This window comes from Thermomonospora curvata DSM 43183, from assembly GCF_000024385.1.
Classification (GTDB): Bacteria; Actinomycetota; Actinomycetes; order Streptosporangiales; family Streptosporangiaceae; genus Thermomonospora; species Thermomonospora curvata.
In genome coordinates, this window is sequence record NC_013510.1 from 479,667 (window position 1) to 492,681 (window position 13,015).

At 70.2% G+C, this 13,015-nt stretch carries 16 protein-coding genes; 12 read left to right on the plus strand and 4 right to left on the minus strand.

Translation table 11 applies throughout. The features are described from left to right. Nucleotides 1-240: 240 nt before the first annotated feature. On the minus strand, nt 241-639 hold the full coding sequence (locus TCUR_RS02050; RefSeq protein ID WP_148232895.1) for a hypothetical protein: 399 nt from the start codon (nt 637-639) through the stop codon (nt 241-243). A 1,086-nt stretch (nt 640-1,725) separates the two neighbouring features. On the opposite strand from TCUR_RS02050, the gene TCUR_RS02055 reads away from it, so the two are divergent. The 5 genes from TCUR_RS02055 (at nt 1,726) to TCUR_RS02075 (ending at nt 4,253) form a co-directional block, all read left to right on the plus strand. Next, complete coding sequence (locus tag TCUR_RS02055) at nt 1,726-1,944, plus strand: hypothetical protein (RefSeq protein WP_012850804.1); 219 nt, start codon at nt 1,726-1,728, stop codon at nt 1,942-1,944. Between the two features lie 4 nt (nt 1,945-1,948). Continuing rightward, nucleotides 1,949-2,494, plus strand: coding sequence for a DUF6879 family protein (locus TCUR_RS02060; RefSeq protein WP_012850805.1), 546 nt, complete (start codon nt 1,949-1,951; stop codon nt 2,492-2,494). A 4-nt stretch (nt 2,495-2,498) separates the two neighbouring features. After that, nucleotides 2,499-3,347, plus strand: a complete 849-nt coding sequence (locus TCUR_RS02065; RefSeq protein WP_012850806.1) for a helix-turn-helix domain-containing protein — start codon at nt 2,499-2,501, stop codon at nt 3,345-3,347. Between the two features lie 134 nt (nt 3,348-3,481). Continuing rightward, nucleotides 3,482-3,685 carry a DUF397 domain-containing protein gene (locus TCUR_RS02070; RefSeq protein ID WP_012850807.1) on the plus strand — a complete coding sequence of 68 codons (204 nt, stop codon included), beginning with the start codon at nt 3,482-3,484 and terminating at the stop codon, nt 3,683-3,685. Nucleotides 3,686-3,752: 67 nt separating this feature from the next. Beyond that, nucleotides 3,753-4,253 (plus strand): hypothetical protein, encoded by a 501-nt coding sequence (locus TCUR_RS02075; RefSeq protein ID WP_012850808.1) that lies wholly within the window; start codon nt 3,753-3,755, stop codon nt 4,251-4,253. A 319-nt stretch (nt 4,254-4,572) separates the two neighbouring features. Here TCUR_RS02075 and TCUR_RS02080 read toward each other — a convergent pair whose 3' ends face one another. Then, the gene (locus tag TCUR_RS02080) at nt 4,573-5,403 is read right to left on the minus strand and encodes a hypothetical protein (protein ID WP_012850809.1); all 831 of its coding nucleotides are present in this window, start codon (nt 5,401-5,403) and stop codon (nt 4,573-4,575) included. 365 nt (nt 5,404-5,768) lie between these two features. Here TCUR_RS02080 and TCUR_RS24545 point away from each other — a divergent pair, with 365 nt between their 5' ends. From TCUR_RS24545 to TCUR_RS02100, 4 genes are all read left to right on the plus strand, one after another. After that, nucleotides 5,769-7,022: a poly(ethylene terephthalate) hydrolase family protein gene (locus tag TCUR_RS24545; protein ID WP_012850810.1), complete on the plus strand. Its 1,254-nt coding sequence runs from the start codon at nt 5,769-5,771 to the stop codon at nt 7,020-7,022. Nucleotides 7,023-7,262: 240 nt separating this feature from the next. Beyond that, entirely contained in the window at nt 7,263-7,697 is a 435-nt protein-coding gene (locus TCUR_RS02090) for an ATP-binding protein (protein ID WP_083789957.1), read from the plus strand. After that, the gene (locus tag TCUR_RS02095) at nt 7,694-8,287 is read left to right on the plus strand and encodes a hypothetical protein (protein ID WP_012850812.1); all 594 of its coding nucleotides are present in this window, start codon (nt 7,694-7,696) and stop codon (nt 8,285-8,287) included. The genes TCUR_RS02090 and TCUR_RS02095 overlap by 4 nt, the downstream gene beginning before the upstream one ends. 294 nt (nt 8,288-8,581) lie before the next feature. Further along, the gene (locus TCUR_RS02100; RefSeq protein WP_012850813.1) at nt 8,582-8,941 is read left to right on the plus strand and encodes a DUF6572 domain-containing protein; all 360 of its coding nucleotides are present in this window, start codon (nt 8,582-8,584) and stop codon (nt 8,939-8,941) included. 298 nt (nt 8,942-9,239) lie between these two features. On the opposite strand, the gene TCUR_RS02105 is transcribed toward TCUR_RS02100, so the two are convergent. Further along, a complete protein-coding gene (locus TCUR_RS02105) occupies nt 9,240-10,304 on the minus strand; it encodes a hypothetical protein (RefSeq protein WP_012850814.1) in 1,065 nt (354 codons plus the stop codon). Nucleotides 10,305-10,909: 605 nt separating this feature from the next. On the opposite strand from TCUR_RS02105, the gene TCUR_RS26190 reads away from it, so the two are divergent. Then, nucleotides 10,910-11,095, plus strand: coding sequence for a hypothetical protein (locus TCUR_RS26190; protein ID WP_012850815.1), 186 nt, complete (start codon nt 10,910-10,912; stop codon nt 11,093-11,095). Continuing rightward, nucleotides 11,092-11,955: an oxygenase MpaB family protein gene (locus tag TCUR_RS02110; protein WP_012850816.1), complete on the plus strand. Its 864-nt coding sequence runs from the start codon at nt 11,092-11,094 to the stop codon at nt 11,953-11,955. The genes TCUR_RS26190 and TCUR_RS02110 overlap by 4 nt, the downstream gene beginning before the upstream one ends. Nucleotides 11,956-12,123: 168 nt before the next feature. Here TCUR_RS02110 and TCUR_RS02115 read toward each other — a convergent pair whose 3' ends face one another. Continuing rightward, complete coding sequence (locus TCUR_RS02115) at nt 12,124-12,354, minus strand: oxygenase MpaB family protein (protein ID WP_148232896.1); 231 nt, start codon at nt 12,352-12,354, stop codon at nt 12,124-12,126. Here TCUR_RS02115 and TCUR_RS02120 point away from each other — a divergent pair. Beyond that, the gene (locus TCUR_RS02120; protein WP_169312979.1) at nt 12,341-13,009 is read left to right on the plus strand and encodes a TetR/AcrR family transcriptional regulator; all 669 of its coding nucleotides are present in this window, start codon (nt 12,341-12,343) and stop codon (nt 13,007-13,009) included. The genes TCUR_RS02115 and TCUR_RS02120 overlap by 14 nt on opposite strands. Nucleotides 13,010-13,015: the final 6 nt, after the last annotated feature.

Genomic DNA, 13,015 nt, shown 5'->3' on the forward strand with positions numbered 1-13,015 from the left:
CGCTGAGAAACCCCTCGCGTCGGCGCGTTCCCGCATCTCCCCGGGCGGGTCCCACCGCACGTCCGCGCCGCCGCCTCCCTCCCACCGCACCTTCCCCGGCGCGCGACCTCACGCCCCGACCATGGAACCCTCGACGCCGCCCAGGCCCGTGCCGCTCCCTCGCCCCTGCTGCGGTGCCCCCATCCCGACCTGCGGAGATACCGCGTCGCAGAAGGCCCGCCCTCTCACCCCTCCAGGCCGTTAACGGCGTCCCGCCTCCTCCCGGAGGCGTATCTCCTCCTTGCGTTCCCAAGCCCACGCACGATGCCCCTCCAGGACCGCATACATCTGCATGCCCTGGGCGACCTTCTTTCCGAAGGCGAGAAAGAGCTTGCCTTTGGCCTGCCCGTAGAGCTCCAGCACCCGGTCCGCATCTCCACCGGCCCGAGCCTCGGCCACCTGAGCGGCGATCCGCTGTGCGTCCTTGAAGAACCTGCTCTGCTGCGCGGCCTTCTCCTCGAGCGACAACGCCTTCCCCTTGCCGCTCTTTCTTTTGGCCTTGCTGCGCTTGGCCGCCCGCGCGATGAGCTTCTTCTCGTTGGCCGAGAGCCGAACCCGCCGGCTACCGATATACCGCGAATGATTGAGCTTGTAATTCACAACGCCGCATGTTAACACCACCGCACCCCCACCCGCCCGCCTCATGCCCCCTCCCACGGCTCCGGCCCACCGGCGTACGGCTGCTTTTCCCATGAACTCTTCCGGCCTGCGGCCTTGTCGGCGAGGTGACCGACGGTCACGCTGGGGCTGCGGTGCCCGGGTTCCCCTACGCGGTCGTCCGCATACGGGGTGCGTAATCGTCCGGCGAGGATGGGAGATGGTCGAGATGCCCTGGAGCGGGGGCGTCGGCACGGCATGAGGCATCGTCGCCATCTCGGACTGCTGCTGCAGGTTCTGCTCGTCGTGGTGGCCGGCCTGCTGGGCATCGTCACCGACTACGCGACCGGCGCCGAGGAGACCCCTTTCCACCTCGACCCGCTGAAGAAGGCCGCGGCTCCCGGCATCGTGGTCCTGATCGTCGGGCATGTGATCGCATACGGCTGGAGGCCCCGGCCCGCTGGGGAGCGGTGCCTCTTCGGTACCAGTTCCACAGGGCGACGATCAGGGGCACTCCGGTCAGCGGCGCGGCGGCGATGCCGGCCACCCATCCGCCCTTCTCGCGGTCCTCGAACACCACGGTCAGGACCGTCCACCCCAGCAGACCGGCCACGCCGGCCACGCCGACCACCAGCACGACCGTCCGCCACGCCCGACCCGGCCTGTTCCGCCCTGCCATACCCGTCATCATCACTATCGGTGCACCCGATTGCGCTGAAAGCGCCGAAATATCCTTCGCCGATGCGCCTTTTTCGTCGCACCGCTTCCCCGGGCCAGGACGGTATGTCGCAGTCAGGGCGACGCCATGACCTGAGGCGCCGCGGAACCGGGCATCCTCGAGACTCCCGGCCTCAATACCCAAGGCCGTGCGGTGAAGAAAGCTCAGTGCAGAACCCCGCACATAACCGGCGAAGCCGGTGCGGGTCAGGGCCTGCCGTACGCGAAGACCGGAGCGGGATTCGCAGTTACCGCGACGGCACCCCGGCATGACTGAGACGCCTCGGAAGGCTGCCCTTGTCGGACGGCACTGCTTCAGCGGACACTCCATAGTGAGCAAGTTCGAGCAAGTCGCCGGGCAGAGGAGAGATCATGCGGCTACGGTTCCTGGGGACGGACAGCAACGAGGGCACCTGCCCGGCGATGTACGTCACCGACGCCGGCACCTATGGAGTCCAGGGCAAACTGGTCACTGACCCGCAGGCGCTCGGCGACGCCGTCAACCTGGCCGACGACGAGGCCATCGTCGAGATCGAGCCGTCGCTCGTCCGCCACCTGATCGCCCACTACCAGGAGCACCACGGAGGCTGAGCCGGTGGCCCACCTGCTGTCCGGCGGCGAGCTGGACGGGCTGTTCGATGCGTTCGAACGCAGCGCGTTCCGCTTGGAGACGCGCGACCGCTACAACGTGCCCTCCGAGCGGGAGTCCCTGCGCCGCTTCCTGGCGGGCGACCCCGATGAGGACTACGCCAGGGGGCGGCCGTGGTACGACAGGACCCGCCGGGCCGCCGCCGAGGGGCGGCCCTTCACCCGGGTCCGCGTCGTCACCGTCCCCCTCGGCGACTACTCCCGGTACGCGCTGTGGTGCGCGCGCGACAACATCCGGGCCGGTGAGGACATCCGCTACCTGGAACGGTCACAGGCGGCCCGACTCGGCCTGCCGGTGGAGCCGCCGCACGACGCCTGGCTGCTTGACGACGCCACCGTGGTGATCCTGCACTTCGACGCCGATGACGCGTTCGCAGGCGCCGAGGTGACCGACGACCCGGCCACCGTCGCCCGGCACCGCGCCTGGCGGCAGGTGGCCTGGGAGCACGCCCTCACCCGGGAGGCGTTCCTGCGGAGCCTGGGCGGAGCCTGAGCGCGTGTCCACCCCGTCCCAGCAGGCCAGGGAGGCGCTCGGGCTGCGGCTGCGGGAGCTGCGCAAGGACGGCGGCCTGACCCAGCGGCGCCTGGCCGAGCTCGCCGGATGGGTGGAGAGCAAGGTCTCCAAGATCGAGCACGGGCGGCAGACGCCGAGCGAGGACGACATCCGCCTGTGGTGCCGGCTGGTCGGCGCCGAGGCCCACATCGCGGATCTGATCGCGACCGTTCGCAACATCGACTCCCAGTACCTGGAGTGGCGGCGGACATGGCGGGCAGGCGGACGCCGCCGCCAGCAGGCCATCGCCGCCCAGGAAGAACAGACCTCCCGCTTTCGCATCTATGAGCCGCTGCTCATCCCCGGCCTGCTGCAGACCCCGGAGTACGCACGGACGCGGTTCGCCGAGAACATCGCGTTCCACCGGACGCCCAACGACCTGGACGCGGCGGTCGAGGCGCGGATGCGGCGCCAGGAGATCCTCCGCAGGGGCGACCGGGACCGCCGCTTCCACATCCTCATCGGCGAGGCCGCGCTGACGCTGGGCGTGGCCGATGACGACGTGCTGCTCGGGCAGCTCGACCGGCTGCTCACGCTGGCGATCATGCCGAGGCTCCTGCTCGGCGTCATCCCGGCCCGCACCCGGCACCGCCGGGCCCCGCACCACGGCTTTTGGATCTTCGACGACCGGCTGGTGCTGGTGGAGACGGTGGCGGCGGAACTGACCATCACCCAGCCCCGCGAGATCGCGGTGTACGCCAAGGAGTTCGAGTGGCTGGCCGCGTCCGCGGTGTACGGCGCCGGGGCCCGCGAGCTCATCTCCCGGGCGATCCGAGCGATTCGAGAAAACTGAAGCAAGTTCCTGGCCTTCTCATCACCCTGCGCCGCATCGTGGTGACCGATGGTTCCCGCATCCCCACGACGCACCCGGCGCAGGGACGCAAACGGCCCGGAGAGCGGCGGCCCCGCCGGGACGAGGAGGAGGCCATGTCTCAGCAGTTCCAGTTCCAGACCAGCCGGGCGTGCAGCGAAGGCTGCGGCGGCTGCTGCGTCGAGGTCGCCACCAACCTCGCGGCCACCAGCGGCCTCGTCGCACTGCGCGACTCCAAGACCGGCATCGTCAACACCTTCACCGCCGCCGAGTGGCGGGACTTCATCGCCGGCGCCAAGGCCGGCCAGTTCGACATCTGACCGGCCGGCGCATCCCCGCGGGGCCCTGCCTTTCCCGGCAGGGCCCCGGACCTGGGAGACGGACACGATGGACATCCCGGTTTTCGACTACGACGCCTATTGGCGGGACGGCGACGGCGTGCGCGACAGCACGGCCTGGCGCGACCAGGGCCTGCACTGGCACGGGTATCTGTGGCGCGGCGGCGCGGCCGACTACGGCGACGAACCCGCCCGCCGCGACCTCGGCACCGAACTGCCGCCAAAGCTCCTGGCCGACTGGCTGCGCAAACCGGCCCGCACCGTCCGTACAACGGCCACCACCCCCGAGGAGATGGCCGAATGGCTGCGAAACGAGTGGCGAAAAGCACGCGGCCAACTGGGCCCGGACGCCACGGCGATCGACGAGACGAGCCGTTTCGGACGAGCGTTGCATGACCTGCGGAGAGGACAGCCGGTGTGCTGGGGCGGCTGGCTGGGACCGTCCACGTTCTGGCACGTGGCGGCGATCCCCACAGCGGCTGCCTGTCATGAGGCGACCACGGCCCCCGACACTGCAGGCCGGCCGTGGCGGCCGCGGCCCGCTCCCTGAGCGGCTCCCGGATCTTTCACCGACTCCGACGACCGGACCGTCCGCCTTCGGGACGCGGTGGCCGGAGAGAGGGGAGCATCGTCATGGTCGGCGTCCACCGGGACAAGGCGGTTCCGGTGGCCTGGGCCTCAGCCGGCCGGCATCTGCGCGTTGCGATCCATTCCCTCACAAATCACCTTGAGAGCGCCGACCGTTGAGCCGACGGCCGAAACTTATGGGGATGACCGGGGTGGATTTCGGGACTTACAGAGCTACACGGTGAAGCCTCTCAAAGCTTCACTATTGCCCGGTGGAAAAGGCGGGGCGACTCGAAACTCCGCTACCGCCCGGCGTTTTCTGAAGCGGTCTCTTCTCCGGCCCGACTGCCGCCCGTGGTGCCGTGGGCGCGCCGGTGATCGGCTGCCAGATAATCCTGAAACTCGGCATGACGGAACTGGTAGATCGGGCCGATCGCCCGCAACAGCCCGAGCCGATGGCAGTCGTCCAGGAACGGCATCAGTCGCCGTGGCAAGAGGTTTTTCCACGTCCACCACCAAGAGGCCACCAGGTACATCGACCAGGCCCGGTGGCCGCCGAATGTGAGCCCGCTCGCGAGCCCGCCCACAAGACCTGCTGCGAGCCCTCCCATGAACCCGGTCACGTACTTGAAGAGAGACGCGGGTGCAGGGACGGCGGTGGGCAGGCGCCACCAGGCCAGATCGCGGGTGTCCTGGTCGGACAGCAGGCGGGCCAGGTATCCCAGCCAGGCGCGGACCTGGCGGGGATCACGGTGGCGGCGGGGCCGGAACCGGTCGGCGTTCTTTTCCGGGCCGTCGAGGGGCGGGCGGGCGTCGATGAGGGCGTCGATGAGGCGGTCGAACAGGTGGTCGCGCAATGCCCCAGGGGTGGGGAAACGCTCTCTGTGCAGCAGCGGGGCGGGGTCGGAATTCCGCTCGATGTAGACGGTGCGCAGCAACCACAATCCCAGTGGGGTGGCCACCACCTCGGCCAACGGCCTGCCCGATTCAGGGCGTGCCGGGGAAGCGGCGCGCAGGTGAGCGAGGATCGGCTCCCATGTCGGCAGGCGGTGTGGGGGCACGCAGCCTTCTAGGTAGTCGGCGGCGGCTTGGGGAGTCAGCTTTTGGGGAAGCGGCAGAAACGGTACGGCCATCCATGTGTTCCGGACCGAATGGACGCCGCATGACCTGCGATCCGGGCAGTCGATGAACCATGGACGGCCCTGCACCCTGTCGTGCCTCGGCCGATCCCGATGCCCCTGAACGCACAGTCCACCCATGGCCTTCGGCCGGGCGGCAGGCGTTCGTGTACCGGGCATCCAAAAGCGCACGTCCGTTGTGACCGTTACCAGGACGGCATTCGGCAAGCCCGCTACCGGTGATTTTCCGGATTTCCGCGCCTGGCGGTCCGGTTTCAATCGGCCCCTGAATCGATGCCGGATCGGTCCTCGGCGGTCGGGAGCAGGCTCAAGGCGCGCGACCGCCGACGCGACCGGCGCGACCAGAAGGGATCTTCGACATGTCTCGCATCAGCGGGCGCCTGCGACTATTCGGCGCACTGGCCGCAGGCGTCCTGGCCATGGGCGTCGCCGGCGCCGTCACCACCCCGGCTTCCGCCGCGACCGCGGTTTTCCGCGAGGACTTCTCCAACGGGCTCGGCAGCTTCACCTCCAGCGGGTCGGTCACCACCGGCAGCTATGGGGCCCGGCTGAGCGGGTCGCTGCTGTCGGACCCGTCCATCACCTCCACCACCATCAGCCTGAGCGGCTACAGCGGGGTGACGGTGTCCTACACCCGTTCGACCTCCGGGCTGGACCTGGGCGAGTCGTTCACCGCGGCCTACTCGGTGGACGGCGGGTCGTTCGTGACGCTGGAGTCGGCGCGGCAGGCCGGCGGCCCGGTGTCGTTCCGGTTGCCGTCCTCGGTGGACGGGCGCAGCGTGCGGCTGCGGTTCTCGCTGGACGCCAACAGCCCCCTGGAGTCGCTGACCGTCGATGACGTGCTCGTCACCGCCGACGGCGGCGGCAGCGACCCGGGGCCCGGTCCGGGCGGGCCGCTGCCTCCGGTCAGCGACGTCACCAAGCCCGGCCCGTACGCGGTCGCCATCGACCGGTCCGCCGGCCCTCGCCGCAACGGGTGGCTGGTGTACCCGATGAACGCCGGCCAGTACGGCGTGGACCACCCGATCTTCGTGTGGGGTCCGGGCGCCGGGTCCACCCCGGCCGACTATGAGGACATGCTGCGGCAGTGGGCCTCGCACGGGTTCGTGGTCTACAGCGAGGTCTCCTCCAGCGACGGCACCTACATGGTCAACGCGCTCAACTGGCTGCAGGCCCAGAACTCCAACCCGGCCAGCCCGCTGCACCAGAACCTGGACCTGTCGGAGGTGGCCTTCGGCGGCCACTCCCGCGGCTCGCTGGGGACGTTCGACGTGGCCGACGAGCCGCGGCTGAGCACCACCATCCACGTGGCCGGCGGGTCCTTCGACGGCAACGGGCCCAACAAGCTGCGCAAGCCGACTCTCTACATCGGCGGCGACAGTGACTTCGCCACCTCCAACATGGAGCGGGACTACCGCAACACCCGCGTCCCGGTGTGGTTCAACATCCTCAACAACACCGACCACATCTACGCCACCCGCAACGGCCAGCACATCATCACCGCCTGGCTGCGCTGGCACCTGGGCGATGAGGAATTCCGCCGCACGAGCGACTTCCTGAGCCCCACTTGCACCTTCTGCAGCCTCGGCCGGGTCCAGTACAAGAACTGGTGACACCGCGCTGACCGAACGCAGCCCCGCCGGCACCCCGGCGGGGCTGCGCCGTTTCGGGCATTCGGGGGCCCGGACTTTCCACTCGTGAACGTTCGCAAGTGGGAATGCACAAATTCGCCGGTCAGGCCCTTGATATCGGCCGCTTGGCCGCCTTTCGGCGTCACGGCGTGTGAGCATGAGGCCACCGAACACAACGACGCCCACCCGCGTCCCGACACCGACCGGCCCCGCGAGGTGCACATGCTGACGATGATTCCCAGGACCTGCACGGCCGCCCCGCTGTACTGGCGGCGGACCTTCCCCGGCGAGGCCGCCCAGGCCCGCGCCGCCCGCCGCTTCGTGGCCTGCCTGCTGGACGGCCTGCCCTGCCTGGACGAGGTGGTCCTCACCGTGGACGAACTGGTCGCCAACGCCCTGCGCCACACCAAATCCGGCCAGGCCGGCGGCTCGTTCACCGTGGAGGTGCTGGCCGGGCCGGACGGCGTGGCCGTCGCGGTCGCCGACCAGGGCGGCCCCACCGAGCCCGCCGCCCGCGACGCCGCCGACACCGACGAAAACGGCCGCGGCCTGCGCACCGTCTCGCTGACCGCCACCAGCTGGGGATGGCACGGCAACGACTCCGGCCGCACCGTCACCGCCGTGTTCACCGCGGGCGCAAAGGAGCGGGCCCAATGAACCACACCCACGGTGACCTGCACGAATGGGTGCGGCGGCGGGTTCATGCGGCCGTCACCGACGCCTTGCGCGCCGACGGTGAGGCCATCGCCGCCCTCCCCGGCCTCGACCGGCTCGATGCGCACACCCGCGACTTCGTGCGCAACGCCCGCCGCCTGGTGCTGGCCTGCGCCACCGGCCTGACCGCCGTGCTGGAGGCCCACCGCCCCGTCACCACCTCCACCGGCCGCCGCTTCTGCCGCGGCTGCGGCGTCGACCACTGCCCCACCCTGCGCCGCGTGGCCGAGCTGCTGTCCGTCCACGCCGTCCGCCCCGCCGCCATCGACCGGGCCGAGGCGTGGCGCCGCGCCGACGCCTACCTGCGCCGCGTCCACCGCCCCTCCCCGCTCGGCGTCCAGGAGTTCGAGCACGGCTTCGTGGCCTGGCCCGTCACCGCCTCCGGCGAGCCCGACTTCCTCCTGGTCATCGACCGTCACACCGGGCGCCTGTCCTGCTGGCCCAGCCTCCCCCTGCAGACCCTCATCCGCCGCTACCGCGCCCACCTGGCCGCCCGCGTCGTGCCCTCGCCCGGGACGGGCACGGACGCTTGAGCTGGAAGACACGTTCGGTGGGTGGCCGTTTTCGGTCGTTGTGGACGCATCGAAAAGCGGTCTCCTTGAGTGCGTGATCGATAAGATCGAGCGGCCCGAAATGTTCTGCGGTCGCATCGGGATCGCTGGAACTCTCTGGAGTTCGGCTCGAGCCGCCGGGGCGACGACGGCGGGCGGCCTGCTTTCGTGACGGAAAATGAGCGAGGCTCGCACCGGCGAACTGTGGAGATGGAAAACGGCGATCCTGCGCCCTCGAGAGAACGGGTACGGCCGAGCTGCGATAAGGAAGCCACCATGACCGTTGAGAACCCCGATGTCGTCGATGGCGTATCGCTGAGCGCCGACGAGTCCGTCTGCATTCTGCGGATGATCGAGGACCGTCCGTTCAGCGGGTCGCCCGAGCAGAACCAGCAGCTCGTGGAGAAGATCAACACCTATCTGGCGTTCCTGCAGACCGGGCAGCTGGTCGAGCAGTTCCCGCAGATGGCCGGGAAACGCATGGAGGTCCGCCTGGTGTGCGGTGAGGATCCCCAAGGCCCGCCTCTGCTCGAGATCCTGCAGGCCGCCACTGCGCTGTTCGCCAAGCACGGGGCCGACTTCGTGGTCGAGGTGATCCCCTGGGAAATGGTGCTGGGGGGCCGGCCGCGACCGTGAGGTTCCTCCCCTCGTCGGTGCGGTTTTCGCTGCTCCCGCCCACGAGGCCGGACGCGCGGGGATGCGTGTTCTCAAGCCGTTCCCGCAGCGGTTCTTTTTCAGCATGCGGACTCGAGGGCCGAGGGCGGGCGCTCCAGCGCTGTCCGGTGTTGGGCCGTCGCGGGGCACAGCGTCGTCTCTGACTGCGACGAACCTTTTCAGCACGCCGTCTCTGCAGGTCGAGACGGGGACCTTCCAGTTCGGGACACCTTCGAGGCCCCGTCCGCGATGCCTTGGACCACGTGCTGAAAAGGTCCGCTCAGTTTCGTGAGCGTACGTTCTCGCCGTCCGGCTTCGGGCTTCTTGGGGTGAAGGCGAATTTCTCGTATCCGATGTGCGAGGAGCCCGCGGAGGGAGCCGACGCCTGCCTGGCCAGGGAGTACTTGGGGACGATGCGCCGGGGCTCCCGCTGCACGGGGCCGTTGGTGGGAGGGGGCGGAGGCTCCTGCTTGGGCCTGGGAGGGTCGTGGTAGGGAGGGATGGCGGCCAGCGCCGCCGCCGACAGGGCCAGGCCGGTCACCAGGAGGAGCACGGACCGGCAGCCGGGCCAGCCGTAGCCGTACAGGATCAGGGAGACGGTCAGCAGGTAGGTCTTGGCGGTCACCGTGGCGATGACGCCGATCATGGCGAGCCGGCAGCGCTGCAGGCTGATCTGCAACTGGGCGATCCCCAGGGCGCCGGCCAGGACGAGCAGGTAGGGGTAGGGGGTGGCCATGATCGGGGTGCCGGCGTCGTGGAAGAGGGCGATGCCCGCCAAGGCCAGCTCGGCGGTGCCGATCAGGATGCCGATGCTCAGGCCGTAGGCCACGCCGGTGGGCCGGCGGGCGTGCACGCCGATGGGGGAGAGCTCACCGAAGTTGAACATGGCCACCGGCAGGGAGAGCGCGGGCAGCGTCAGCGCGACGACCACCCATGGCGAGGGCGGCTGTCCGGCCGAACCGAAGCCCGTTGAGGACAGGGCGACCAGGAGGGTGGCCAGAGCCGCCAGCGCGACGCAGCCCCATTCACGGGGGGTGAGGCGCTCACCGAGCAGGACGGTGGCAAACAGCAGCAGCGGCACCAGCCCCGAGACGAACGCCGGCTGAGCGGCAGGCAGGGACAGCGACGACATGGCGATCCACTGCAGGGCCAGGCCCGCTGCGGCGAGGAAGCCCCCGGCGTACCAGATGGGGGTGATGAGCATCTGCCGGGCCAGCTTGAAGGGGTGGGACCCGTGCAGCGGCTCCATGCGGTTGGCCGCCACCTTGAACAACGCGACGCCGAGCAGGTAGGCCCCGCTGGAGAGCATGGCGACGACGGTCGCCGCGAGTGCGCCCAGGTCCATGGCGACTCCGGTTCCGCTTCTGGCGGCCTGGCTGCTCCACGGGGAGGAACGGGGTGATCCAGGCCACCTCATGATCAATCACCAGTAACGGTAAATGATTGTTGGCGATTCGCCAATAGCTCTTGGCGTATCGCTAATTAGCTTCTATGGTTCGGGTAGCCGAGGAAGCGGGGGGCGGCGTCCGGGATCCACCTCCGAAGGCACGAGCATGACCGAGCAGAAGAGTTGCAGGCGCCCTCCGGGCAAAGCGGCGGCCGCCGCAGCGCCACTTCCCGCCCGGCGGGGGGACACCGGACGGACGACGGCGACCGCACCGCGACTGGCCGGACGCGGCTTCGGCACAGCCGTCCACGGACACCGGGCACTGAACGTTTTTCAACGCAAGGCCTGGGGTGTCGGCAGCGGGAACCTCGGCGGCACCCGACTGCCGGCCCTTGCCGGACCCCGTCTCGACGCAGGGGAACGGCGTGTTGAGAAAAGTTCACCTGGCCGCAAGGCAGGCGCCCTCGACCAGTGACCCGCCCCCGACCGGCATCGGTCGTGCCCGGGTACTCCCCTCCGGCGGGCACGACCGATGCCGCACCACCCGTCGCAGGGAGACCACGGTGCTCCACGAACCTTTCGTCCCGCGGCCTTGGGGCGAGCCGTCATCTGAGACGGCCGGCCCCTCGCTGGCCAGAATCTTGCTGCCGCTGTCGGACCAGGACCTTGCCACCGGCGCCCGGATCCTCAACGGCGCCGACCCGGGACCGCCGGAGCCGCCGGCGCGCCGGGCGGAGCACAGGCCATGACGGCGCCGGAAGAGCCCGTGCCCCCGGCCCCGCTCGGGCCAGGCTCGTTCCTGTGGGACTACAGCGGCCTGCGCCTGGCGGCGATCACCGACATCAGCGCGTTCGTGCTGCAGGCCATGCACCCGGCCATCGGCGCCGCCGCCGAGCGGCTGACCGACCTGGACACCCGCCGGCTGAGCCGGGCCGTGCACGACTTCGTCTCCATACGGCCCTGGGTGTACGGGGAGCAGGGGACGCGTCATCTCCTGCCCGCCGGTCCTTTGGCCTGGGCGCACCTTGCGACCTTCTACGTCACGGTCACCGCGGCGCGGTACTTTTCCGCCGAACCGATGACTTTGGACCGGGAGCAGCGGATCTTCGAGGAGTTCCTCCTGCTGGGACGGCTTCGGGGAGTGCCGGCGCGGATGCTGCCGTCCACGATGGCCGACTACTGGGCCTACTTCGAGGACATGCTGACCCACACCCTGGTACCGCACCCGGTGGCGCATCGGGTGCTGGACCGGCTGGGCGGCTTCTCCTCGACTGTCCCGGTGACGCTGCGCCCGCTGCTCGTCCCGTTCGGCCTGAGGGGCGGCTGGTTCACCCACCTGGTCACCGTCGGCACCCTTCCGCAGGCGGCCCGCACCAAGCTCGGCCTGACCTGGACGGCAGACGACGAACACCGGCTGCGCGCTGTTGGAACGCTCTTTACCCGCGTCCTTCCCCACCTGCCCGAACGCCTCCGCTACGCCCCTTCCGCCTACCAGGCCCGCCGCACCTCCCGGATGCAGCGGAGCCCACGGGGACCTCGGCATCTGCGGCTTACCGACACATGCCCGGTGGTGGCCGGGTGCCGGGGCGTCCGGCGAGCGGTGCGCTGAGAGGGACCGCAGCGGACGCAGGCGGTGCGCAGCGTGCACTGTCCCAGGCAAACCCTGCGCCCCGCCCCGATCTGGGGGCGCGGTGGGTCAGCACGGGGCACAGGGCCACTGGTCGGCAAAGGAGCAGGTCTGCGCGACCGGCGGTGGCCGCATGCGGCGGGCGGGATGTCACATCGGGCGTTCGGCCAGGGCCTTCTCCAGGCGCTGGGCGGCACGGGCGGCGACACGGGCGCGGTAGGCGATCGGCATGTAGCGCAGCCGTTCGGGCAGGGCGCTTTGGCCGCGGCCCAGCAGCCGCAGCCGGCGCTCGTCGGTGTCGCTCCAGGAGATACCGAGTTTTTCGCGGGCGGCCGGCGGCAGCATGCCGATGATCAGGAAGAACCGGGTGCGTGACGTCACCTGCGCGCCCCTGCCGCGGGGCCTCAGCGGAGGACGACGCGCCCGCCGCCGGGCCGCGCTGCTGGAGGCGGGGCTGGAACTGTTCGGCACCCGAGGATGTGCCGGCACCACTGTGCGCGGCGTCTGCACACTGGCCGTCCTCAACGACCGCTACTTCTATGAAAACTTCCCCGACCTGGACGCCCTGCTGGTGGCGGTGTTCGACGAGGTGGCCCGGCGGGGCGAAGAAGCCATCTTGGCCGCGGTCCGCTCAGCCCCCCGCGACCTGCCGCTGCGGGTGCGCGCCGTGGCGAACGCCGGCCCCGGCTTCCTGATCGCCGACCCCCGCCACGCCCGGCTGCTGACCCACGAAATCCAGGTCGAACCGGCGTTGCGGGGACGCCGCAACGCGCTGATCCGCCGCCTGGCCGGTATCTTCACCGCCCAGGCCCACGAGCTGGCCGAGGACATGCCGCTGTCAGACACTGACGTGGAGATGACCGTCCTCACCCTGGTCGGCGGGGCGATGGAACTGGTCTCCACCTGGCTGCGCGGCGAACTGGCCGTGGATCGCGAGCACTTGATCGACTTCCTGGTCGCCCTCATCGTCACTTCCGACGGCCTGCCGGCGTCCCCGGCCAGAAAGTCCCAGGCCGTCCGCCGCGCACCCGCCTGACCACCG